21 protein-coding genes, 1 tRNA gene and 1 riboswitch are annotated in these 22,289 nt (G+C 71.1%); of the genes, 7 read left to right on the forward strand and 15 right to left on the reverse strand.

Going from position 1 to position 22,289, the window contains the following annotated elements:
- Nucleotides 1-159: 159 nt before the first annotated feature.
- A complete protein-coding gene (locus CXQ97_RS06200) occupies nt 160-1,389 on the forward strand; it encodes a multidrug effflux MFS transporter (RefSeq protein ID WP_104179987.1) in 1,230 nt (409 codons plus the stop codon).
- Nucleotides 1,390-1,400: 11 nt separating this feature from the next.
- Here CXQ97_RS06200 and CXQ97_RS06205 read toward each other — a convergent pair whose 3' ends face one another.
- Entirely contained in the window at nt 1,401-2,903 is a 1,503-nt protein-coding gene (locus tag CXQ97_RS06205; RefSeq protein ID WP_104179988.1) for an SDR family oxidoreductase, read from the reverse strand.
- 195 nt (nt 2,904-3,098) lie between these two features.
- Nucleotides 3,099-3,174: transfer RNA gene (locus tag CXQ97_RS06210), tRNA-Asn, on the reverse strand.
- A gap of 122 nt (nt 3,175-3,296) precedes the next feature.
- On the opposite strand from CXQ97_RS06210, the gene CXQ97_RS06215 reads away from it, so the two are divergent.
- Nucleotides 3,297-3,659: a GYD domain-containing protein gene (locus CXQ97_RS06215; RefSeq protein ID WP_104179989.1), complete on the forward strand. Its 363-nt coding sequence runs from the start codon at nt 3,297-3,299 to the stop codon at nt 3,657-3,659.
- Here CXQ97_RS06215 and dnaG read toward each other — a convergent pair.
- From dnaG to CXQ97_RS06235, 4 genes are all read right to left on the reverse strand, one after another.
- Nucleotides 3,656-5,593 carry a DNA primase gene (gene dnaG / locus CXQ97_RS06220; protein WP_104179990.1) on the reverse strand — a complete coding sequence of 646 codons (1,938 nt, stop codon included), beginning with the start codon at nt 5,591-5,593 and terminating at the stop codon, nt 3,656-3,658. The two genes, CXQ97_RS06215 and dnaG, sit on opposite strands and share 4 nt — an antisense overlap.
- 70 nt (nt 5,594-5,663) lie before the next feature.
- A complete protein-coding gene (locus CXQ97_RS06225) occupies nt 5,664-6,944 on the reverse strand; it encodes a deoxyguanosinetriphosphate triphosphohydrolase (protein WP_104179991.1) in 1,281 nt (426 codons plus the stop codon).
- A gap of 97 nt (nt 6,945-7,041) precedes the next feature.
- Nucleotides 7,042-8,172, reverse strand: coding sequence for a tRNA dihydrouridine synthase DusB (gene dusB, locus CXQ97_RS06230; protein WP_258062417.1), 1,131 nt, complete (start codon nt 8,170-8,172; stop codon nt 7,042-7,044).
- A gap of 194 nt (nt 8,173-8,366) precedes the next feature.
- The gene (locus CXQ97_RS06235) at nt 8,367-9,737 is read right to left on the reverse strand and encodes a YibE/F family protein (protein WP_258062345.1); all 1,371 of its coding nucleotides are present in this window, start codon (nt 9,735-9,737) and stop codon (nt 8,367-8,369) included.
- 173 nt (nt 9,738-9,910) lie between these two features.
- Between CXQ97_RS06235 and CXQ97_RS06240 the strand changes: the two genes are divergently transcribed.
- Both CXQ97_RS06240 and CXQ97_RS06245 read left to right on the forward strand, forming a co-directional pair.
- The gene (locus CXQ97_RS06240) at nt 9,911-10,645 is read left to right on the forward strand and encodes an alpha/beta hydrolase (protein WP_104179993.1); all 735 of its coding nucleotides are present in this window, start codon (nt 9,911-9,913) and stop codon (nt 10,643-10,645) included.
- Nucleotides 10,646-10,772: 127 nt separating this feature from the next.
- Nucleotides 10,773-11,588 carry a 1-acyl-sn-glycerol-3-phosphate acyltransferase gene (locus CXQ97_RS06245; protein ID WP_104179994.1) on the forward strand — a complete coding sequence of 272 codons (816 nt, stop codon included), beginning with the start codon at nt 10,773-10,775 and terminating at the stop codon, nt 11,586-11,588.
- A gap of 24 nt (nt 11,589-11,612) precedes the next feature.
- On the opposite strand, the gene CXQ97_RS06250 is transcribed toward CXQ97_RS06245, so the two are convergent.
- The 3 genes from CXQ97_RS06250 to CXQ97_RS06260 all read right to left on the reverse strand — a co-directional run bounded on the left by CXQ97_RS06250 (nt 11,613) and on the right by CXQ97_RS06260 (nt 15,055).
- Nucleotides 11,613-12,530 (reverse strand): GNAT family N-acetyltransferase, encoded by a 918-nt coding sequence (locus tag CXQ97_RS06250; protein WP_104179995.1) that lies wholly within the window; start codon nt 12,528-12,530, stop codon nt 11,613-11,615.
- A complete protein-coding gene (locus CXQ97_RS06255) occupies nt 12,530-13,918 on the reverse strand; it encodes a glycine--tRNA ligase (protein WP_104179996.1) in 1,389 nt (462 codons plus the stop codon). Before CXQ97_RS06255 ends, CXQ97_RS06250 begins: the two co-directional genes overlap by 1 nt.
- Nucleotides 13,919-14,092: 174 nt before the next feature.
- Nucleotides 14,093-15,055: a DMT family transporter gene (locus tag CXQ97_RS06260; RefSeq protein WP_104179997.1), complete on the reverse strand. Its 963-nt coding sequence runs from the start codon at nt 15,053-15,055 to the stop codon at nt 14,093-14,095.
- Nucleotides 15,056-15,095: 40 nt separating this feature from the next.
- Here CXQ97_RS06260 and CXQ97_RS06265 point away from each other — a divergent pair, with 40 nt between their 5' ends.
- Nucleotides 15,096-15,326, forward strand: coding sequence for an RNA-binding S4 domain-containing protein (locus CXQ97_RS06265; protein WP_104179998.1), 231 nt, complete (start codon nt 15,096-15,098; stop codon nt 15,324-15,326).
- A 42-nt stretch (nt 15,327-15,368) separates the two neighbouring features.
- Here the strand turns inward: CXQ97_RS06265 and CXQ97_RS06270 are convergent, their stop codons facing one another.
- Nucleotides 15,369-16,049 carry an alpha/beta hydrolase gene (locus CXQ97_RS06270; protein ID WP_104179999.1) on the reverse strand — a complete coding sequence of 227 codons (681 nt, stop codon included), beginning with the start codon at nt 16,047-16,049 and terminating at the stop codon, nt 15,369-15,371.
- 184 nt (nt 16,050-16,233) lie between these two features.
- Here CXQ97_RS06270 and CXQ97_RS06275 point away from each other — a divergent pair, with 184 nt between their 5' ends.
- The gene (locus CXQ97_RS06275; RefSeq protein ID WP_104180000.1) at nt 16,234-17,052 is read left to right on the forward strand and encodes an SGNH/GDSL hydrolase family protein; all 819 of its coding nucleotides are present in this window, start codon (nt 16,234-16,236) and stop codon (nt 17,050-17,052) included.
- Nucleotides 17,053-17,098: 46 nt separating this feature from the next.
- Here the strand turns inward: CXQ97_RS06275 and CXQ97_RS06280 are convergent, their stop codons facing one another.
- The 3 genes from CXQ97_RS06280 to CXQ97_RS06290 form a co-directional block, all read right to left on the reverse strand.
- Nucleotides 17,099-17,341: a hypothetical protein gene (locus CXQ97_RS06280; protein ID WP_104180001.1), complete on the reverse strand. Its 243-nt coding sequence runs from the start codon at nt 17,339-17,341 to the stop codon at nt 17,099-17,101.
- Nucleotides 17,342-17,422: 81 nt separating this feature from the next.
- Nucleotides 17,423-18,598, reverse strand: a complete 1,176-nt coding sequence (locus tag CXQ97_RS06285; RefSeq protein ID WP_258062347.1) for a homoserine O-acetyltransferase — start codon at nt 18,596-18,598, stop codon at nt 17,423-17,425.
- A gap of 6 nt (nt 18,599-18,604) precedes the next feature.
- The gene (locus tag CXQ97_RS06290; protein ID WP_104180002.1) at nt 18,605-19,921 is read right to left on the reverse strand and encodes a bifunctional o-acetylhomoserine/o-acetylserine sulfhydrylase; all 1,317 of its coding nucleotides are present in this window, start codon (nt 19,919-19,921) and stop codon (nt 18,605-18,607) included.
- A gap of 82 nt (nt 19,922-20,003) precedes the next feature.
- Nucleotides 20,004-20,120: riboswitch (SAM riboswitch) on the reverse strand.
- A 179-nt stretch (nt 20,121-20,299) separates the two neighbouring features.
- Here CXQ97_RS06290 and CXQ97_RS06295 point away from each other — a divergent pair.
- The gene (locus CXQ97_RS06295; protein WP_104180003.1) at nt 20,300-20,941 is read left to right on the forward strand and encodes a VOC family protein; all 642 of its coding nucleotides are present in this window, start codon (nt 20,300-20,302) and stop codon (nt 20,939-20,941) included.
- Nucleotides 20,942-21,009: 68 nt separating this feature from the next.
- Here CXQ97_RS06295 and CXQ97_RS06300 read toward each other — a convergent pair whose 3' ends face one another.
- Both CXQ97_RS06300 and CXQ97_RS06305 read right to left on the reverse strand, forming a co-directional pair.
- Nucleotides 21,010-21,297 carry a DUF1540 domain-containing protein gene (locus CXQ97_RS06300; RefSeq protein WP_104117773.1) on the reverse strand — a complete coding sequence of 96 codons (288 nt, stop codon included), beginning with the start codon at nt 21,295-21,297 and terminating at the stop codon, nt 21,010-21,012.
- A gap of 134 nt (nt 21,298-21,431) precedes the next feature.
- Nucleotides 21,432-22,235, reverse strand: a complete 804-nt coding sequence (locus tag CXQ97_RS06305; RefSeq protein ID WP_104180004.1) for a CPBP family intramembrane glutamic endopeptidase — start codon at nt 22,233-22,235, stop codon at nt 21,432-21,434.
- Nucleotides 22,236-22,289 lie beyond the last annotated feature (54 nt).

Consider the following 22,289-nt stretch of genomic DNA (forward strand, 5'->3'; position numbering starts at 1 on the left):
CTCTAGGATGGGAGGACCATTGATTCGCCACAGCAACCAAATTTCTCCCTGGAGATCCCGGTTGCCCGTTGGGAGCCGCCCCGCCATCGTCGCCGGGCCGCCGCTGTCGATGCCGCCCCCCGCTCCGTCCCGTTCCGGCCCGCTCTGTTAGGCAACATCTTGAGTACCCTCACCCACCCCGGCGATACGCTCTCACGCCGCGAGAAGATCATCTACGTCTTCATCCTCGGCACCCTGACCGCCCTGGGCCCGTTCACGATCGATCTCTACCTCCCGGCGTTCCCCGCGCTGCAGGACGACCTCGGCGTCTCGGAGGCCTCGGTGCAGCTGACCCTCACGGGGACGATCGTCGGCTTCGCCGCCGGCCAGCTGCTCGTGGGTCCGCTGAGCGACAAGATCGGGCGGCGCCTGCCGCTGATCCTGGCGACGATCCTGCACGTCGGCGCGTCGATCGGCGCCGCATCGTCGGACGACATCAACGCGCTCATGCTGTTCCGCGTGCTCCAGGGCGTCGGCGCGGCAGGCGGCGGCGTCGTGGCGATGGCCATGGTGCGCGACCTCTTCGGGGGCTACACGCTCGTGCGCATGCTCTCCTACATGGCGCTCGTCAACGGCATGGCGCCGATCTTCGCGCCGGTGATCGGCTCGCAGCTCCTGCTGCTCTTCCCCTGGCCGGGCATCTTCTGGTTCCTCGCGTGCTACGGGATCCTGGTGATCGTCGCCGTGAGCCTGTTCATCATCGAGACCCTGCCGAAGGAGGAGCGCCGCCAGTCGGGGCTGACCGTGGCCCAGCGGTACCACGCCGTGCTGAGCGACCGGATCTTCATCGGCGTGCTGCTCGTGGGCGGCATGAACTTCTCAGGGCTCTTCTCCTACCTGTCCGCGTCCCCGTTCCTCTTCCAGGGCCCCTACGGGCTGAACGAGCAGCAGTACGGGCTGCTGTTCGCCATCAACTCCCTCGGCATCGTGTCGGGGGTGCAGATCAGCTCGCGGATCCTCCGCCGGGTGGGGCCGCAGTGGGTGATCGCGACGGCGACCGTCGTCCAGCTCGTCATGGCGATGCTCATCGTGGCCTTCGACCAGCTGGGCCTCGGCTTCTGGGGTACGGCGGTCCCGCTGTGGTTCTACATCATGGCGACGGGCTTCATCTTCCCGTGCGTGCAGGTGCTGGCCCTCATCAACAACGGTGCGCAGGCCGGGACGGCCGCCTCACTGCTCGGCGCGGTGACCTTCGGGACGGCGGGTGTCGTCTCCCCTCTCGTCGGCGTCCTCGGCGACGGGATCGAGTCCGCGACGCCGATGGCGCTCGTCATGGCCTCCTGCATCGCCCTGGGCATGGTGTTCCTGTGGACGGTGGTCCGGCCCCGGACCGTGCCCGCCCTGCAGTAGCGGGGGTCCGCTCAGGTGGCGGCGGGTTCGGACCCGGCCGGCAGCGCCTCCGCCGTCCTGGCGATGTTGCGGGCCATCGCCGAGAAGATGAACCCGTGGAACGGCAGCACCGCGAGCCAGTAGAGGCGCCCGGACAGGCCCTGCGGGAAGAAGACCGCGCGCTGGTAGTAGGAGCTGCCGGACCCCTCCGGCTCCACCCGGAATTCCAGCCAGGCGCGGCCGGGCACCTTCATCTCGGCGCGGAGCCTCAGGCGCTCGCCACGCACGAGTTCCTCGACACGCCAGAAGTCGAGCGCCTCCCCCGTCAGGAGCTCGCGCGCGTCCCGCCGGCCGCGCCGCAGCCCCACTCCCCCTGCCAGCTTGTCCATCCAGCCGCGGGCGGCCCAGCCCACGGGCCAGGAGTACCAGCCGTTCTCGCCGCCGATCCCTTCGACGACGCTCCACAGCTTCTCGGGTGACGCCGTCGAGCTGTAGGTCTGGACGTCGGTGAAGACGGTGTGTCCCGCCCACTGGGGGTCGGAGGGCAGCGGATCGGCCTCGGAGACGAGCTGGGACGCTCCGGCCCAGCTGGTCTCCACCTCCCCCGCGCGCATCTTGCCGAGTGCGAGGTCCACGGAGCGGCGGTACCCCGTCAGCCCGCCCTCCGGCATCGCGATGTACTGGTCGATGTCGTGCTCGGACGGCACGGCATCGTGCTGCAGCGACTCGATGAGCGGCATGGCCATGGCGCGCGGGATGGGCGTGACCAGATTGACCCAGTGGCCGGCGAGGCGCGGCGTCAGGACCGGCAGCGCGAGGATCCGGCGGCGCGGGAGGCCGGCGGCCTCGGCGTACTGGTTCATCATCTCGGCGTACGTGAGCACCTCGCGCGATCCGATGTCGAAGGTCCGGTTCAGGTCCGCCGGGAGGTCGAGTGCGCCCACGAGGTAGTGGATGACGTCCCGCACGGCGATGGGCTCGATGTGGTTGAGGACCCATTTGGGGGCGGGCATCACGGGCAGGACGTCGGAGAGGTGCCGGATCATCTCGAAGGACGCCGAACCCGATCCGATGACCACGCCGGCCTGGAACGCGATGGTCGGCGTGCCGGAGCCGAGGAGGATCCTCCCCACCTCGGTACGGGAGCGCATGTGGGTGGAGAGTTCGACGCCTTCGGGGTGCAGTCCGCCGAGGTAGACGATGCGGTGCACGCCGGCCTCGGTGGCCGCCCGGGAGACCGTCGACGCGATCTCCGCCTCGCGGGCGTCGAAGTTCCTGCCCGAGCCCATCGAGTGCACGAGGTAGTACAGCGTGTCGACGCCCCGGCTCGCCTCGCGCATCGTGTCGACGTCCTGCAGGTCGCCCCGCACGATCTCGACGGACGAGGCCCACGGGACGTCCTTCAGCTTCTGCGGCGAGCGGACGACGACGCGGACCCTGCGGCCGTCCGCGACGAGTTTCGTGACGAGCCTGCCGCCGATGTACCCCGTGGATCCGGTGACCAGGATGAGCCTGTCCGAGCTGTCGTTCTGCATGCGCACAGCCTACGCCCGCCCTCTGACACGACCCGGACACGAGCAGTGGGCCCGGTCGGCGGAGGGTCTCCTGGATGACGGCCGGGCATCGGACCCGCCCGTCCGGCGGGCGTGGTCGGCCCGGCGGGTCCTCGACGGCCTCCAGGGCAAAAACCGAGCCCCTGACCCGTGTTTCCACGGGTCAGGGGCTCAGGATGGCTCCTCCGACTGGACTTGAACCAGTAACCCTTCGATTAACAGTCGAATGCTCTGCCAATTGAGCTACGGAGGAAAGCGGCAGGATCAACTCTACATACGATGGGGAGCGATGTGAAATTGGGGCGGGTCCTCGTCGGCCCATCGGATCTAGACTGGGCCGGGTCAGCGCTGACCCGGTCGGAGAAGAGGAAGTCGATGCCGCTCTACCTGTCGAAGTTCAGCTACACCCCGGAGACATGGGCCCGGCTGATCACCCGCCCGGAGGACCGCGGGGAAGCCGCCCGGTCCTACATCGAATCTGTCGGCGGGAAGCTCCACGGCTTCTGGTACGGCTTCGGTACCCATGACGGCTACACCCTGTGGGAGGCACCGGACAACGTGTCGATGGCGGCGGTGGCGCTGGCGATCAGCGGCGGTGGCGCCCTCAGCTCGTTCGAGACGACGGTGCTGCTCACCGTCGACGAAACGATGGAGGCCATGCGGCAGGCCTCCGGGATCCGCTACCGGAGCCCCGGCGCCGGATCGCCTCCCGACGCTCCACCGGTCGGGGCGCCCTAGTCCTCGCGGAGCAGCCGCCGCTGCATCTCGAGCTCCATGAGGTCGCGCTGCAGCTGGTTGTAGAGCACGGGGTCGGCGGTCGGGTCCATGCGCTGGAGCTGCCCGAGCTTGTCCGCCTTCTGCTGCGTGATGCGGAGCTCGGTGAGCCGGTTCAGGATGTCCCGGCAGTACAGCACCATGGCGTCGGCGTCCTTCGCGGGGAGGGGACGGACCGCCAGTTCGCTGACGAGCGGTCGGAGGACGTCCGGGACTCCCTCGCGCACGGACTCGACCCAGCGTGAGAGCTCGGTGCCCGCTGCTCCCGCCGCGAGGACGGCGCTGTGCAGCGCCTCGTACACGGGGACGGTGAAGCGCGACGTGGAGAAGCTCTCCCACTGCGCCGCGGTGAGCAGCGTGGGCTGCTGCAGCACCACCTCGAGGGCCTCGCGCTCCATCCGGGCCATCGGGTCGCGGGGGTCCGGGCGCTCGAAGAACGGCTCGGTAGACGTCGGCGCGTCCCCTCCGGCGACTCCCTGCCCGCCCGGCGCCTGCTGGGCCGCCTGCTCCTGCTGCCCCTGCGACCGGCCGCCCGACCGCGCCCCGCCCGCGTCGCGGCGTGCTGCAGCGGAGACGGCACGCGCCACCTGGTCCTCCCCGACGTACTGCATGCCGAGCCATCGCGAGAGTTCCCGGGTGTAGGTGGACCGCAGGGAGACGTCGCGGATCTGCGCGACGATCGGGGCCGCGTGCCGGAGCGCCTTGACCTGCCCCTCCCCCGAGGAGAGGTCGAAATTCCCGAAGGACGCCTTGATCGCGAATTCGAAGAGGGGGCGGCGGTCCGCGATGAGCTCCCGCACCGCGTCGTCGCCACGCGTCTGGCGGAGCTCGCAGGGATCGGCGCCGGATGCCTCGACGGCGACGTACGTCTGCGAAGTGAAGCGCTGGTCCTCCTCGAAGGCGCGCAGGGCGGCCTTCTGGCCTGCGGCGTCGCCGTCGAACGTGAAGATCACCTCGCCGCCGGTCCCGTCGTCGGACAGGAGCCTGCGGGCGATCTTGATGTGGTCGGTGCCGAACGCGGTGCCGCAGGTCGCGACGGCGGTGCCCACCCCGGCCAGGTGGCACGCCATGACGTCGGTGTAGCCCTCGACGACGACGAGCTGCCGGTTCCTGGCGATCTCCCGCTTGGCCAGGTCGATGCCGTACAGCACCTGGGACTTCTTGTAGAGGGAGGTCTCGGGGGTGTTGAGGTACTTCGGCCCCTGGTCGTCCTCGTAGAGTTTCCGGGCGCCGAATCCGACGGTGTCCCCGGTGATGTCCCGGATGGGCCAGATCAGGCGTCCGCGGAAGCGGTCGTAGAAGCGGCCGGGGTTGCTCGACGACGCACTGAACATGCCGGTCAGCTTCAGCTCGTCGAGCGTGAAACCGCGGCCGGTGAGGTGGTTGAGCAGCGTGTCCCAGCCCTGGGGGGCGTAGCCGACGCCGAACTGTTCGGCGGCCGCGCGGTCGAAGCCCCGCTCCTGCAAGAACTGCCGCCCGGTGGCGGCGCCCTGGGTGAGGAGCTGGTCGCGGAAGAACTCGGCGGCGATCTTGTGGGCGTCGAGCAGGCGCTGCCGCTTGCCGACGTCCTCGCGGCGCGGGCCGGTGCCGCCGTCCTCGTAGTGCAGTTCGAAGCCGATGCGCGCGGCGAGCTTCTCGACGGTCTCGCTGAACGTGGTGTGGTCGACCTTCTGCACGAAGGAGATGACGTCGCCGCCCTCGCCGCAGCCGAAGCAGTGGTAGGAGCCCATCTGCGGGCGGACATGGAAGGACGGCGACCGCTCGTCGTGGAACGGGCACAGGCCCTTCCAGGAGCCGATGCCCGCCGACTTCAGGGTCACGTAGGCCTCGACGACCTCCTTGATGTCGGTGCGCTGGCGTACCTCATCGATGTCTTCACGCTTGATGAGTCCGGCCATGACCCCAGTTTAGGCCCGCCCCACCGACACCCCGACCGGCGCCGGGACGGATGTGCGCGAGGCCCCGGCCCTACCAGAGTGCCGGGACGGGCCCGACGATGCGCTCGTGGAGGCCGAGTGCCGACGCGTCGGTGAGCGACGCCACCTGGTCGATGACGACGCGCAGGCGGGCGTCGTCGTCCGGTGCCTCGCGCCAGTCCGCCGCGAACATCGGCTCGAGGTAGCGGTCGCCGTCGGCGTGGACCTGGGCGACGAGGGAGGCGAGGATCTCCCGCTGGCGCTCGTACAGCGGCTGGCGATGGTCCGTGGTCATCACGTAGGTGGTGGCGAGGCCCTTCATGACGGCGATCTCCAGGATGGTCTCCTCGGGTACCACCATCTCCGCGTTGTAGCGGGTGAGGGAGTCCGGCCCGTAGATGGAGCGCGTGGACTGCATGGCACTGAGGCAGAACCGGCCGATCAGCTGGCTCGTCATGTTCTTGAGGGCCGCCATGGACCGGCGCGTGCCGTCCGCCTCGCGGACCCACACCGGGGTCTTCTCGAGGCGCGCCAGGGCCGCGTCGACGGCTGCCGGGTCGCTGCCGGGGAGGTACCACTGCCGGGTGTAGCCGATCACGCGGGCACGGGCGTCGGCACTGTCCATCCACTTGAGCTGGAGGTGCCCGGCGACGATCGCGTCCTCGACGTCGTGCACCGAGTAGGAGATGTCGTCCGCGAGGTCCATGACCTGCGCCTCGAGGCACGAGCGTCCCTCGGGGGCGCCGTCGCGGAGCCAGTCGAAGACGGGGCGGTCGTCGTCGTAGGCGCCGAACTTCGTGGTGCGCTGGCCGCTGATCACGGGTGCCGACGCCGCCGTCCAGGGGTACTTGCAGGCGGCGTCGAGGCTCGCCCGGGTGAGGTTGAGGCCCGCGGGGCCGCCACCGGGTGCGAGGACCTTCGGTTCGAGCCGGGTCAGGAGGCGCAGGGTCTGCGCGTTGCCCTCGAAGCCGCCGATGCCGTGCGCGATGTCGTTGAGCGCCGACTCCCCGTTGTGGCCGAAGGGCGGGTGGCCGAGGTCGTGGGCCAGGCAGGCGGTGTCCACGATGTCGGGGTCGCACCCGAGGGTCCGCCCCAGTTCGCGCCCCACCTGAGCGACCTCGAGCGAGTGCGTGAGGCGCGTGCGGACGAAGTCGTCGGTGTCGGGCGCGACGACCTGCGTCTTGGCGCCGAGGCGGCGCAGCGCGGACGAGTGGAGCACCCGTGCGCGGTCGCGTTCGAAGTCGGTGCGGTGCGAGCTCTTGGGCGGCTCCTCCACCCACCGCTCGGTGTCCGAGGCGCTGTAGCCGGTGGCGGACGGTTCGGGGAAGCTCATGGTGCCTTTCTAGCGCAACGGTTGCGGGTCGGCCCGCCTGCGCCCGCCGATGTGGACCGGCGGATCGGAGGGTTCCCGGGAAGCACGGGGATCCGCGTCAGCCGCCGGATACGTCGACCTCGGCGGCGGCGATGTCCGCCTGCTGGGCCTCGTTGAGGACGCGGCCTTCGAGCCAGTGCTCCGGCAGGGCCGTCCTCTTCGGGGAGCCCGCCCGCCCGCGGGGGCCTTCGGCGTCCTGCCCGGGGTAGGGCGAGTCCTTGTCGAGTTCGTCGAGGAGCCCGCGGAGCACCTCGAGGGTCGGCACGGCTGCGAGCTTGGCGCGGAGCTCCCCGCCGACGACGTAGCCCTTGAAGTACCAGGCCATGTGCTTGCGGATGTCGCGGAGGCCCATCATCTCGCTGCCGAAGGTCTCCACGAGCAGTTCGGCGTGCCGGTAGACGGTGTCGGCGACCTGCCCGAGGCCGGGCCGGTACCGGGAGGCGCTGCCCTCGAAGGCGTTCATGAGGTCCCCGAAGAGCCAGGGCCGTCCCTGGCACCCGCGGCCGATGACGACGCCGTCGACGCCGGTCTGCCGGACCATCCGCACGGCGTCCTCGGCGCTCCAGATGTCGCCGTTGCCGAGCACGGGGATGTCCGGGAGGGCCTCGCGCAGTTCGGCGATGGCGTCCCAGTCGGCCTTGCCCGAGTAGAACTGGGACGCGGTACGCCCGTGGAGGGCGACAGCGGCGACCCCGCTGTCCCGGGCGATCCTGCCGGCCTCGCGGAAGGTGAGGTGGTCCTCGTCGATGCCCTTGCGCATCTTGATGGTCAGCGGGACATCGCCCTTCGAGGCCTCGCGCACGGCGGTCTGCACGATGCCCGTGAAGAGGTCGAGCTTCCACGGCAGGGCCGCTCCCCCGCCCTTGCGGGTGACCTTCGGGACGGGGCAGCCGAAGTTCAGGTCGATGTGGTCGGCGCGGTCCTCCTCGACGAGCAGGCGCACCGCGGCACCCACGGTCTTCGGGTCGACCCCGTACAGCTGCACGGAGCGGACCGCCTCGTCCTCGTCGTGCGAGATGATGCGCATGGACTCCGGGCTGCGCTCCACGAGCGCACGGGAGGTGACCATCTCGGACACGTAGAGCCCGCCGCCGTACTCGCGGCACAGGCGGCGGAAGGCCTTGTTGGTGATGCCCGCCATCGGCGCGAGGATCACCGGCGTGGTCACGGTGATGCCACCGAGGGTCAGCGGCGGGAGGTCGAGCTTGAGGGCGCCGGGGGCTGCGTCCGGGGCGTCGCCGGTGCCGGGATCACCGGTCGGAGCGGGGAGGGTCGTCACTGCGGTCACCCCTCCATTGTCGCAAGCTGCCGCAAATCCTGGAGCACTGTTCGCTGTGCGCCTGCGCTCGCGTTCCGCCTTGCCCGCCTTCCGCCATGCGTTCGTCATGCGTCCTCCCCGGCCGGCCGCCGGCTGCGCCGCCCGCCGAGGGCGACGAGCCGCTCGCCCGGGGCGAGCGTCGCGCCGACGACGGACGGGACCACCGGCGTCGTGCCCCCGCCCGGCGCGGCGTCGTCCTGCCGGCCGCCGTGGGTCCTCGGGCCGACGGCCTTGACCACGAGCACCGCGACGAGGGTGGTCACCGGGATGGCGAGGACGAGGCCGATCGAGCCCACCAGCGTCCGCACCACCTCCTCGGCGAGTTCCCCGCTGGTCAGGGTGTCGAGCAGCGCGCGGTCGTAGAGCGAGACGAGGATCAGCACGGGCAGCGCCGCCCCGGCGTAGGCGAACGCGATGGTGTAGACGGTGGACGCGATGTGGTCGCGGCCGATCCTCATCGCGGACGCGAAGAGCCGCCGCCCCGACGTGTCGGGCGCCAGCTCGTGCAGCTCCCAGACGGAGGAGGACTGCGTGATGGTCACGTCGTTGAGGACGCCGAGACCGGAGATGATGAGCCCGCACAGGATGATCGAGGAGATCGACAGCTCGTCCGAGGCGTTGACGAGGGTGTAGGCGTTCTCGTCCCCGACGCCGGTGAGGTGGGCTGCGTCCGTGGCCCAGGCCGCGAGCAGGGCCGTGATGCCGAGGCCGAAGACCGTCCCGAGGAGGGCGGTGGAGGTGCGGGCCGAGACGCCGTGCGCGAAGTAGAGGACGCCGTACATGATCACCACGGAGCCCACGAGCCCGAGCAGCAGGGGCGGCCTGCCCTCGACGAGGCCCGGCAGGACGAACTGCGCAAGGACCGCGAGCGCACCGACGAGGCCGAGCAGGGCGCGCAGCCCGCGCCAGCGGGCGACGGCGACGACCACGACGGCGTAGCCGAGCGCGAGCGCCACGATGGGCACCGATCGCACGAAGTCCACGAAGACGTAGGGCGCCGCGCCGCCCTGGAGGACGCCGGCGAGATCGAGGTAGCGGATCTCGTCGCCCGCCTGGACGGCTTCGGTCCTCGCGAGCTCCGGGGTGACCTCGACGGGGATGACGTCCCCTCCGTGGGCGGGCTGCGTGTAGGCGATGGTGCAGGTCAGGGCGGCGCCGCCGGCGTCGACGGTCGGCTGGGAGGACGGGCAGTCCCCCTCGGCGACCTCGCGGACGGTCCCGCGCTCGAAGCTCACGCCGTCCGCCGTGGCGTACGGGTTCGCGACGCGCAGGGAGCTCCGGTCGCCGCTGGGCCAGAGCAGCACCATCGCGGCGAGCGTGATGACACCGAGGGGCACGAGGAGGGCCGAGAGCAGGAGGGTCGCCCGCTTCCGGGTGGCCGTCGCGGAGGCCGAGGGCTTCGGACTCTCGCTGGCGTGCAGGTGGCTGGAGCCCACGGACGTCCCTCGGTGGTTCGGCGGATACTGGACAATGCTCGGTGACGGTCGGTGACGGCCGTTCGTGCGCGGGCCGACGCGCGTCACGGACCCCGGCCACCGCTTGCGATTCTACGCAGGAGCGGCCCGGGACCGGGACGACGGGAGCCCTCCGGGGCGGAGGAGGACGGCACATGGCAGGAGAGGCGACACGCCCGGCGCGGGACGGGGACCCCGTGGTCGGCGTCGGCGGAGCGGGCACCGGGGTGCGCGGTGTGGCGCTCGTCCTGCACGGCGGGCGGGCGCGCAGTTTCGACGCCGTCCGGCCCGGGCACCTCAGCCCCCTGCGCATGCGCCCCTTCGCCGCGCGCCTCGCGGCGGCGGGCGGGCGGCACGGCCTCGCGGTGTGGACGCTCCGGAACCGGGTGCGCGGCTGGAACGGTGCCGACCAGTCGGCCCTGAAGGACGCCCGATGGGCGCTGGGCCGCATCGCCGCGGAGCACCCCACGGCGCCCGTCTACCTCCTGGGCCACTCGATGGGCGGGCTGACCGCGCTCTACGCGGCCGGACACCCGCAGGTCCGCGCGGTGGCCGCCCTCGCCCCCTGGCTCGAACCGTCGAGCCCGGTGGAACCCCTGCGGGGGCGCCGTGTCCTCATCATGCACGGCGACACGGACCGCTGGACGAGCCCGACGGCGTCGCTCTCCTTCGCGCGCCGCGCCCTCGGCGTGGCCCGGGACGTCCACTACGTGCGGATGCTCGGAGCAGGGCACTTCATGTTCCGGACCGTGCCCGTCTGGCACGGCCTGAGCACGTCCTTCCTCCTCCGCCACTTCGCGGAGGACACGGGCGCGGCCCTCGACGCCCGGGTCCTCGAGCCCTCCGCCGTCCTCTACCGCGCCCCGGATCCGCTCGGCATCACGGCCTGAGCGGTTCCGGCGGGACCTGGAAGTTCCCGACGGAGCGGCGTAGATCCGGCCGTCCGGGGTACAAAGAGTACGTGGACACGACGAGCGGGTTCCTCCCGCTCCCGCCGAAGGCCGGAAGGATCTGAGCATGGGATGGAAGCCGCGGCAGAGCGACCGCATGTACCGCAGCGTGGTCTACGCGGGAAAGGGGGTCTTCGCCGCCCTGCGCCTGCCGATCACGGTCAGCGGGACGGAGAACCTGCCCGCGTCCGACCCGCTGGACGGCCGGTCGCGCCGCGCGGTGCCCGGGCACGGCGCCGTCGTCGCCATCACGCACTTCGGCTACCTGGACTTCGCCTTCGCGGAACTGGTCCTGTGGAACCACGCCCGGATCCAGGCCCGCTACATGATCTCGAAGCGGGCCGCCGACCACTGGTTCGTCAGCCCCGTCGTGTTCGGCCTCGGGCACGTGATCACCGACCGCAGGGCGGGGGCGGACGCGTACGACGACGCCCTCGCGAAGCTGCGGGCCGGCGAGTACGTGGCGATCCTGCCCGAGGCGGGCGTGTCCCGCAGCTACACGGTGCGCGGCCTCAAGACCGGTCCGGTGCGGCTCGCCGCCGAGGCCGGGGTCCCGGTGATCCCCGTCTCGGTGTGGGGCGCCCACCGGCTGCTGACACGCGGGCACGGGTTCTCGGTGCGGCGGGCCTGGAAGGCCCCCGTCCGCGTGCACATCGGCCAGCCCATCCACCACGCACCCGGCCTCGACGTGGCCGAGGAGACGGAGAGGCTGCGCCAGGAGCTGCAGGACGGCATCGAGACCTGCATCGCCGACTTCCCGGTGACCCCGGAACCCGGCGCCTGGTGGATGCCGGCCCACCTGGGCGGCGGCGCCATGACGGACGCCGAGCGCGCGGCCGCGGACGTGGCGGACCTGGCGTCCGGGAGGCACAGCCGCGGCTGACCGGGGCATGCCCGGGTCGGGGCCTCAGGCGGTGGCGACGACCAGCGTCTCCGGCCCTCCGAGTCGTGCCGCGCCCGTGGCGAGCAGGGGCTCGACGACGGCGACGAGCGCCTCCATGGAGTCGTCCACCTCGAGCTGGATGGGGTACTGGTGCACGAGCATCGCGATCAGGGTCGCGACGGCGGCCTGCTGCTCCTGCGGGGCGAGCGTGGTGTCGTAGCCCAGCAGGACGTCGGCGGGGTCGTCGGTGCGGGCCTGCGTGTAGCTGACGGCGAACGCCGCGATGGCGCCGCCGTCGGCCTTCGGCCGGTCGCGCAGCACGATCGCTCCCCCGGCGCCGCTCGTGTCCGCGAGGAACAGCTGCTGCGCGCGCCCCAGGCTGAGGTCCGCCCTGTCCCAGGTGTGCACGGACTCGTAGAAGGTGGCCAGCGCCCGGGTAAGCTCCACGGACCCCGTGGCCGCCTCCTCGAGCTGCGGCCCGGCCGCGTCGTCGAACGCGGGCGCCGCGAGCGCACCGGGGCCGACGACGACGAGCCGCGACCGCTGGAGCGCGGTGAAGCCGGTGGCCGCGGCGAAGGCAGCTCCGGTGGTGCCCGGCGTCACCTTGGACCGCAGGGGACGACGGGCGACGCCCGACGGCGAGGCGCCGGCCTCGTGCTGCAGCATGGTGAGGAGCGTCGAGCCGATCCCCGCGCGCCGGTGGTCCTCGGCGACCTCGACGTAGCACCAGAGCCGGTCCGGGTGGAGGGCCGCGCCGTAGACGCAGCCCGCCGCGACGGGGACCCCCTGGTCCACGACGGTGATGCAGCGGTTCCAGGGCTCGTCCGAGGGCGTGCGGAAGGAGCCGCGGAACTGCTCCGCCGCCGCCGACTCGGGGCCGCCCCACAGCTGGAGGAGCTCGAGGTCGTCGCCCTGCTGCCAGGCGCGGTACTCGAGGGCCATCAGGCTCCGATCAGGCGGGCGGCGAGGTAGCCCTGCACCTGGTCGAGGGACACGCGCTCCTGGGCCATGGTGTCGCGTTCGCGGATCGTCACGGCCTGGTCGTCGAGCGTGTCGAAGTCCACGGTGATGCAGAACGGCGTGCCGATCTCGTCCTGCCGGCGGTAGCGGCGGCCGATCGCGCCGGCGTCGTCGAAGTCGATGTTCCAGCCCTTGCGCAGCTGGGCCGCGAGGTCCTTGGCCTTCGGGGACAGGTCCTCGTTGCGGCTCAGCGGCAGGACGGCGGCCTTGACCGGGGCGAGGCGCGGGTCGAGCTTGAGCACGGTGCGCTTGTCCACGCCGCCCTTGGCGTTGGGCGCCTCGTCCTCGGTGTACGAGTCGACGAGGAACGCCATGAAGGAGCGGGTCAGACCGGCTGCGGGCTCGATCACGTACGGCGTGTAGCGCTCGTTGGTGGCCTGGTTGAAGTAGCCGAGGTCCGTGCCCGAGTGCTTCGAGTGGGTCGAGAGATCGAAGTCCGTGCGGTTGGCGATGCCCTCGAGCTCGCCCCACTCGGAGCCGGCGAAGCCGAACCGGTATTCGATGTCCGTGGTGCCCTTGGAGTAGTGGCTCAGCTTCTCGAGCGGGTGCTCGAAGAGGCGCAGGTTGTCCGGCTCGATGCCGAGGTCGGTGTACCAGGCGAGACGCTGGTCGATCCAGTACCGGTGCCATTCCTCGTCCGTGCCGGGCTCCACGAAGAACTCCATCTCCATCTGCTCGAACTCGCGGGTGCGGAAGATGAAGTTGCCCGGCGTGATCTCGTTGCGGAAGCTCTTGCCGATCTGGCCGATGCCGAACGGCGGCTTCTTGCGCGCGGTGGTCAGCACGTTGTTGAAGTTCACGAAGATGCCCTGCGCGGTCTCGGGCCGCAGGTAGTGCATGCCCTCCTCGGACGCCACGGGACCGAGGAACGTCTTGAGGAGTCCGGAGAACTCCTGCGGTTCCGTCCACTGGCCCCGGGTACCGCAGTTGGCGCAGGTGACGTCCTTCAGCCCGTTCTCCGGTGCGCGGCCCTTCTTCTCCTCGTACTCCTCCTCGAGGTGGTCCGCGCGGTAGCGCTTGTGGCAGGAGAGGCATTCGACGAGCGGGTCGCTGAAGACCTCGACGTGCCCGGAGGCCTCCCACACCTGGCGGGGCAGGATGACGGCGGAGTCGAGGCCGACGACGTCCTCGCGGCCGCGCACCATCGTCTGCCACCACTGCCGCTTGATGTTCTCCTTGAACTCCGCGCCCAGGGGTCCGTAGTCCCACGCGGACCGTGATCCGCCGTAGATCTCCCCCGACTGGAACACGAAGCCGCGCCGCTTGGCGAGCGAGATGATGGGGTCGAGTGCTGACTTGGCTGCTGCCATGGGATTCTTCTCCAATTCGGTGCAGGCCGCTGGGTGCGGTCCGCAGGTGGGGGGCGCGTGCTGCGGGCTGTCCGGGCCGCCGTGCGGGGCGCGAAAGCTACCGGAGCAAGCCTACCGGGTCGATCCCGCGCGGCTGCCGGGCCCGGGTCGGGGCGGCCCGTCCCGCTCGGCGCCTCAGGCCCGGGCGCTCCGGGGCCAGGGCAGGGTGGTGAGAATGATCGCGCCGAGCGTCAGCAGGGTGCCGGCGACCGTCGCGAACACCACGATGGTGCCCGGCGCGGGGACCACGAGGTCCAGCAGGAGGGAACCCACCAGTTGCCCGCCGATCATGCAGAGCCCCGTGAGCAGGACCCCGAGGCTGCGCACGAGCAGGGCGCCGAGGGCGATGAAGATGCAGCCCATGGGTCCGCCGAGGTAGTACCACCACTCGGTCGGCAGCGGGTTGCCCGGTCCGGCGACCGCGAGCTTGACGAGCCACGCCGTGAGCAGCACCGCGGTCCCGGCGATGAAGTTCATCAGCGTGGCCGCGAGCGGCGTCCCGTAGGCGAGTGCCGCCGTGCCGTTCATGGCCTGCTGGAAGCTCATCAGCACGCCGGCCGCGACGGGCAGCAGGACGGGCACGAGCCAGCTCGAGAGCTCCCCCGCGGCGCCGAAGCGCGGCGATACGGCCCACACGACGGACAGGACCGTCAGGACGACGCCGATCACGCGCATGGGCGTCGCGGCGCGCTTCCCGCCGGGACCGATCCCCGCCTTGTCCACGAGGAGGCCGCTGAGCGTCTGGCCCATGACGGCGGCCACCGTGAACAGGGCGACACCGAGGAGGCCGATGGTCAGCGACTGCGAGAACACGAAGAACGCCCCGATGGCTCCGGCCGCGACGTAGTAGGGCGGGAAGCGGCGCTCGCGCACCGAGGGGATGATCTGCCGGGCACCCGCCCGCGCGCTCGGCACCGCGAGGGTCAGGGCGATCATCACGACCAGGCCCGTGCCGAAGCTGATGAGCGCGGCGGCGATACCGTCGTCGAGCACCGTCCCGAGGGCGCCGTTGATCCTGCCCTGGACGGGGATGGCGAGCCCCGCGGCGAGGGCGAGGGGGAAGCCGACGGCCGGGGGAAGGGCAGGTGCATCAGACACCCGTCCAGCCTAGTGGGGCGGCATCGGGCAGAATGGACGCATGACCGACGACGCATCCCCCGCAGAACTTCCCATCCGGGACGACATGATCCGGCTGGGACAACTGCTGAAGCTCGCGTCCCTCGCCGAGGACGGCGTCGAGGCGAAGACGCTGATCGACAACGGGCTCGTGCAGGTCAACGGCGAGATCGAGGAGCGCCGTGGACGGCAGCTCCATCCCGGGGACACCATCGGTGTGAACGGCGTCCGGGTGCGCATCACGCGCGGCTGACGCCGGACGCGTGATCCTGCGGCGGCCGGCGGCGGCCCCCGGTCAGCGGCGCCCGAGGACCGTCAGGCTCAGGAACTCGCGGACGTGCGCGAGCTCCTGCAGGTTGATGCTGTGGAGCATGTTGGAGTAGAGGATCTTCGTCAGCGCGGTGTGCCCGACCAGCCAGGCGTGGGTGAACTCGATCATCTCGGGCGTGATGACGGCATCCTCCTGGTCCCTCCCCCAGAAGAACGGCGTCGGCGAGGCCGCGGCCTCGCCGTCGCGGAAGAAGGGATGGTCCTCGGAGGGCACCGCGAAGCCCGAGAGCCCCACGACGCAGGCGAAGTCCGACGGCCGGTGGCGCAGGAGGGACGTCGCGACCCCCATGCCCTGCGAGAAGCCGAGGATGCTGACGCTGGAGTGGGCCTCCCGGACGGAGTCAAGCCACGTGGAGACGGCGGTGACGCCCTCCACGACGCGTTCCACCGAGTAGTCGTCCTCCCGTGCCAGCGGGAACCAGGAGAAACCGGGCCCGGCGGGCCGGGGCGCCCGCACCGATGCCACGGTGAACTCGGTCGGCAGGTGGTCGGCGAGGCCCATCAGGTCCTTCTCGTCCGCCATGTAGCCGTGGAAGAGGACGAGCAGGGGCGTGCCCCGGCGCTCGGCCTCGGGCCTGGACCAGAGGACCACGGGAGCCCAGGAACCGACGGGGGGTGCGGCCGTGCCGGAGGCGGTTTTCGTCATGGTTCCCATTCTGGCACGGCACGGATCACGCCCCGCGTCGGTGCTCCGACACCGTCCCCCCGGGCGGGCCCCGGGCCGGGCGCGGTGGCGCACCGGTCCCGGCAGTTGCAAGAATGGCCCGGTGAGCACACCAGGCGCAGAGACACCCCTGCCGGATGCGAACCATCCCATCCCCAACGGGCCCATGATCGACCCGTTCCTCCACTCGGAGCCCCACCCCTGGCGCCGCTACGCCGCCCTGGGCGACTCCTTCACGGAGGGCATCGGCGATCCGAACCCCGAGAGCATCGGCGGCAACCGGGGCTGGGCGGACCGGGTCGCCGAGGAACTGGCCCGGGGGCACGAGGACTTCGCCTACGCGAACCTGGCGGTCCGGGGGCGCCTGCTGCAGCAGATCATCGACCAGCAGGTGGAGCCGGCGCTGGCGCTGCACCCGGACCTGATCACGATGTCGGCCGGGGGCAACGACCTGATGCGGCCGGGCGGCGACCCCGACGTCCTCGCGGAGAAACTCGACGCCGTCGTCGCGACGCTCGCCGCCACGGGCGCCACGGTCGTGCTCTTCACGGGGCCGGACGTCCGGGAGACGGTGCTCGGCAGCATCCGCTCGAAGACCGCCATCTACAACGAGAACCTGCGCATCGTCGCCTCGCGCCACGAGGCGGTCATCGCCGACATGTGGGCCCTGCGTCAGCTCAAGAACCCGCAGATGTGGTCCTCGGACCGCCTGCACTTCTCGCCGCTCGGCCACCACACCATCGCCGCGATGGTGCTCGACACCCTCGCGGTGCGCCATACCCTCGAACCGCTGCAGCCGAAGGACCTCCCCGTGCGGACCTGGCGGGCCGCCCGGGCGGAGGACCTCGTCTGGGCACGCGAGTACTTCGTGCCGTGGGTGCTCCGGCGACTGCGCCACCAGTCGTCGGGCGACGGCGTGATCGCGAAGCGTCCGGAGCCCGTGCCGATCTTCGGGCCGGGGATGCCGCCGGGCGCCGCCGACTAGCGGCGGCCCCGCGCGGCTCCCGCCGCCATCTCAGGCGTCGAGGTGCTCAGTCGTCGAGGGAGACCTCGCCGTTGGCCACCGCATCGGCGCACGCGCTGAGGTCGGGGCCGGGCTTGAAGTCGACGAACTGCGGCTGCAGTTTCTGGAAGAGGAATTCGTAGACCTCGTCGCGGGACTTCCCGTCCAGCGTCTCCACGGCCTCGCGGACCGCACCCTGCAGGGCGCGGTCGGAGTCCAGCAGGATCTTGTCACGTGCTTCCTGGTTCCAGCCGATGGTGCTCAGTTCCACGAACAGCTCCTCGCGTCGAAGGGTCCGCGGCAGATGCCGCAGGACGTGCCCGCCGTTTGATAAGCAGGCTTAGCTCCAAGCCTAGGTGCCCGCGGGAGGAAACCCAACCGATAGATCCGCCTCGGGGTAGAAGGTGGCGCGGAGCTGGTCGTCGAGCTGGTGGATCTGGGTCAGGAAGGCGTCGTGGCCCACGGGCGAGGAGATCATGTGGACGGGGACGGTCCCGGGGAGGCCGGCGGCGAGCCGCCGCGACTGCTCCGGGAAGTAGAGCCTGTCGCTGTCCACGGCCGCGATGAAGAACTCCGACGTCGAGTCGCCGAGGGCGCTGTCGAGGGTCCCGCGCCCTCGGGCCGCGTCGTGGCTCATGAGGGCCTCGGTGAGCACGACATAGCTGTTCGCATCGAACCGGTGCACCAGCTTTGCCGCCTGGTGGTCGAGGTAGCTCTCCACCTGGTAGCGGCCCCGGTCGGCGGGCAGGACGGCGCCGAAGGGCTGCTCGTCGTCCTGCTCCGCCCGACCGAAGCGCGCTTCCAGCTCGAGCTCCGACCGGTAGGTGATGTGCGCGATGCGCCGGGCGATGCCGAGGCCCACTTCCGGGTGCGGGCCGTCGTAGTAGTCGCCGCGGCGGTACGCCGGGTCCAGCCGGATGGCCTGCAGCTGTGCCTGGGCGAACGCTATCTGTTCGGCCGAACTGGCGGCAGTGCAGGCGACGACGGCGCAGCGCGCCACGCGCTCCGCGTACATGAGGGCCCATTCGAGAGCGCGCGCGCCGCCCATCGACCCTCCGATCACCGAGTGCCACCGCCCGACGCCGAGCTGGTCGGCGAGCAGGGCCTCCGCCCGCACGGAGTCGCGGATGGTGACGAACGGGAAGCGCGAGCCCCAGGGTGCGCCGTCGGGCGCCGGGCTGGCCGGGCCCGTCGACCCGTAGCAGCCGCCCAGCATGTTGATGGACACCACGAAGTACCGGTCGGTGTCCACCGTGCGGCCGGGGCCCACGAGCGAGTCCCACCAGCCCTCCTCCTCCGACGCTCCACGTGCCACGTGGGAGCTGCCGGTCAGGGCATGCTGCACCAGCACGGCGTTGGAGCCGTCCGGGTCGAGCCGCCCCCAGGTCTCGAAGGCGAGCTGGACGTCCGGCAGTTCGCCCCCGGTCTCCAGGGCCAGCGGCCCGATCGACGCGATGCGCAGGAGGCCGTCTCCCGACGGGGCGCCGTCGATCCCGGGGTGCAGCGGAGCAGCAGGGTAGGTGGTCACGAAGGGCTAGGCTCCTTTGGCGGCACGGAAGCCCGCGTCGAGGTCGGCGAGGATGTCGGTGATGTTCTCCAGGCCCACGGCCAGCCGGACCAGGCCAGGTCGCACCCCCGCGGTGAGCTGCGCCTCCGCCCCGAGCTGGCTGTGTGTGGTCGACGCCGGGTGGATGACGAGCGAGCGGACGTCGCCGACGTTCGCGACGTGGGAGTGCAGTTCGAGGGCGTCCACGAAACGCTTGCCCGCCTCGAGGCCTCCGGCGATGTCGAAGCTGACGATCGCGCCCGTGCCGTTCCGCCCGTACTTCTTCCCGCGCTCGTACCAGGGACTCGAGGCGAGGCCCGCGTAGGCGACGCCTTCGACGTCGTCGTGTCCCTCGAGCCATTCGGCGACGTCCTGCGCGTTCCGGACGTGGCGCTCCAGGCGCAGGCTGAGGGTCTCCAGGCCCTGCGCGATGAGGAAGGCGTTGAAGGGCGACACGGCGGAGCCGAGGTCCCGCAGCAGCTGCACCCGCGCCTTCAGGATGTACGCGAGGTTGGCGCCGAGCGCACCGCCGACACCGAGGTCCCGTGCGTAGACCAGCCCGTGGTAGCTCTCGTCGGGTGTGTTGAAGCCCGGGAAGCGCTCCGGGTACTGCGCGAAGTCGAAGTTGCCCGAGTCCACGATCACGCCGGCGATGGCGGTGCCGTGCCCGCCGAGGTACTTCGTGGCCGAGTGCACCACGATGTCCGCACCCCATTCGATGGGCCGGATCAGGTACGGCGTGGAGAGTGTGTTGTCCACGATCAGCGGCAGTCCGTGCTCGTGGGCGACGGCGCTGATGCCCTCGAGGTCGAGGACGTCCTGTCGGGGGTTGGACACGACCTCGCCGAAGAAGAGCTTGGTGTTCGGGCGGACGGCGGCCCGCCACTGCTCGAGGTCATCGGGGTCCTCCACGAACGTGGTCTCGATGCCGAACTTCTTCAGCGTGTGCTTGAAGAGGTTGTAGGTGCCCCCGTACAGGCTGGGGCTGGCCACGATGTGGTCCCCGGCCTCGGCGACGTTGAGGACCGCGAAGGTCTCCGCGGCCTGCCCCGAGGAGAGCAGCAGCGCGCCGACCCCGCCTTCGAGGCTCGCGATCCTGGTCTCTACCGCTTCCTGGGTGGGGTTCCCGATGCGCGTGTAGATGGGCGCGAGCTCCGTCAGCGCGAACCGGTTCGCGGCGCTCTCCGCGCTCGGGAAGACGAACGACGTCGTCTGGTAGATGGGGAGCGCGCGCGCCCCCGTGGCTTGGTCCGGCACCTGGCCGGCATGGATCTGGCGTGTCTCAAAGGACCAATCGTCGGACATGGTGCTCCCTCGTCGAAGGGCCCCTCCTCGTCCGCTGCCCCGGCCGACGGGGTTGCCGCCCCGGGAGCATCGGCTCCGCAGGAGCCCGCGCTTGCGCGGCGCCGGTCCGGCACCGCACCTGGTCCTCACCCGGGGCACCCCACCGCGGTTGGAGGGTTGCCGGCCAGCAAGCCGGGGCTTCGCGCTGGCACTCATGACCTGCATTCATGAAAGCCCATGGGAGCGGATCCGGCAACACGTATGACATCGCATGAAGGAGCGCGGTCCGCGCCCTCCGCGGGGTGGTGCGGATGGGGATGGAGGGGCGGACGGGAACCAGGAACGGGAGTAAGGGGACCCTTAGTCGAGACGCACATCACTTAGTGCAACACTGTCCGCATGCGCCTGGACCACGTCTCTTACGCCTGTGAACCCGATGGACTTGCCGCGACTGCCGACCGTATCTCGGCCCGGCTCGGCATGGAGCCCGTGAAGGGCGGTGTGCACCCGCGCTTCGGCACCCGCAACATGATCTTCCCCCTCGCGAACGGCCAGTACCTCGAGGTCGTCGAGGTCCTCAACCACCCCGCATCCGACAAGGCGCCGTTCGGCCAGGCCGTCCGCGCCCGGTCCGAGGCCGGTGGGGGCTGGATGGGCTGGTGTGTCGCCGTCGACGACCTCGGGCCCTTCGAGGAGCGCCTCGGCCGCAGCGCGGTCCCGGGCAACCGCAAGTTCCCCGACGGCCAGGAACTGACCTGGCAGCAGATCGGCATCAAGGGTCTCATCGCGGATCCGCAGGTCCCCTACCTGCTCCGGTGGGACGAGGGCACCGAGGAGCTCCACCCCTCCAAGGCCCGGCCGGCGTCCGTCAAGCTGGACTGCCTGACCATCGCGGGCTCCTCGGAGCGGGTGACGGAATGGCTCGGCACCGATGTCGAGGAGACGCTCGACGGCGTCCAGGTCCAGTGGATCGCGCCCAGGGGCACGCCGGGCATCATGTCCGTGACGTTCGAGACCGCCGACGGCCGGATCGAGATCTGACGCGTCGGATCGGCGGACAGGGAAGGGACCGGACCATGGGTCCGGTCCCTTCCCTGTCCGTGCGTGGATCAGGCGTGCGTGTAGGTGAGGCAGTCGGCGGCCTCGGCGCCGGGGCCCACCTTGACGGCCGGTGCGCTGCAGAGCAGGTCGTGGTTGAACGAGCACTCCGAACGCTGGCAGGCCCCGACGTGCGCGAGCATCTTCGGGAGGCCGCCGCTGATGGACGTGTCGATGAAGGTGGCGCAGGACGCGTGTTCCTCGGATCCGGACACCGTGATCGCGACGGCGGTACAGCCGTCGTGGTTGAACGAGCAGTTGTGGACGCTGCACTCGGAGACACTCGTGACGACGCTCATCGTTCCTCCTGGTTCGTGGGTGGCCCGGCCGGAACAGCGGATCCCCGCTGGGTGGACCCACGGTAGCACCGCGGTACCCGGATAATTTAGTCATGATCCGGGTGCGCAAATAGGCAGGGGAAGCCTCCGCCCGGTCAGCCGCCGATCCCGATGGCGGGTCCGAGGAGCGCGAATCCGACGAACCCCGCGGTGTCGATGAGCGCATGGGCGATCACGAGCGGCATGACCCTCCGTGTGCGGGTGTAGAACCAGGCGAACAGCAGGCCCATGAGGACGTTCCCGATGAACGGGCCGAAGCCCTGGTAGAGGTGGTAGCTGCCCCGCACCAGGGCACTCGTGAGGAGGATGGCGGGCGTCGACCAGCCGAGGTCCCGCAGCCGGATGAACAGGTAGCCCACGACGATGACCTCCTCGAGGACCGCGTGCCGCACCGCCGACAGGACGAGCACCGGGATGGTCCACCAGTAGGAGTCGAGCGCGGCGGGCACGAGCGCCGTCGTGATACCCAGGGCGCGTCCGCCGGCGTACACGCCGAGGGTCCCCACGGCGATCACCACCGCGAGGCCGACGCCGAAGCCCACGGTGCGTACCGGCTTCTCGAACGTGAACCCGAGGCGCCGGAACGCGGAGACGCCGTGCCCGCCGAGCAGGAACAGGACGAGGGCCACCGGCACCAGCGCGAAGAGGATGTCCAGGAGCTGGTACGCGAGGTCGAAGGACGGCCGGTCGTTGAGCACCGGGTTCAGGGTGGTGGTCTGCGCCGCGAGGGGCCCGCGGGTGAGCTTCTCGGCCAGGTTCACCACGGCGTAGACGCCGGACTGGCCCAGGGAGAGCCCGAAGACGATGAGCACCTCGGCAGTGATGCGCCGCCTCCGGGATGCGGCGTCCGGGGGGAGGCGGTCGGCGGTCGGCGCGGAGGACGCGGGCTCGGCAGGCATGGCGCTATCCTCGCAGCGGTCGCCGGGGATTCCCAGCCGGACGCCCGCGGCCGG

This window comes from Arthrobacter sp. B0490 (assembly GCF_002929355.1).
Classification (GTDB): Bacteria; Actinomycetota; Actinomycetes; order Actinomycetales; family Micrococcaceae; genus Arthrobacter_D.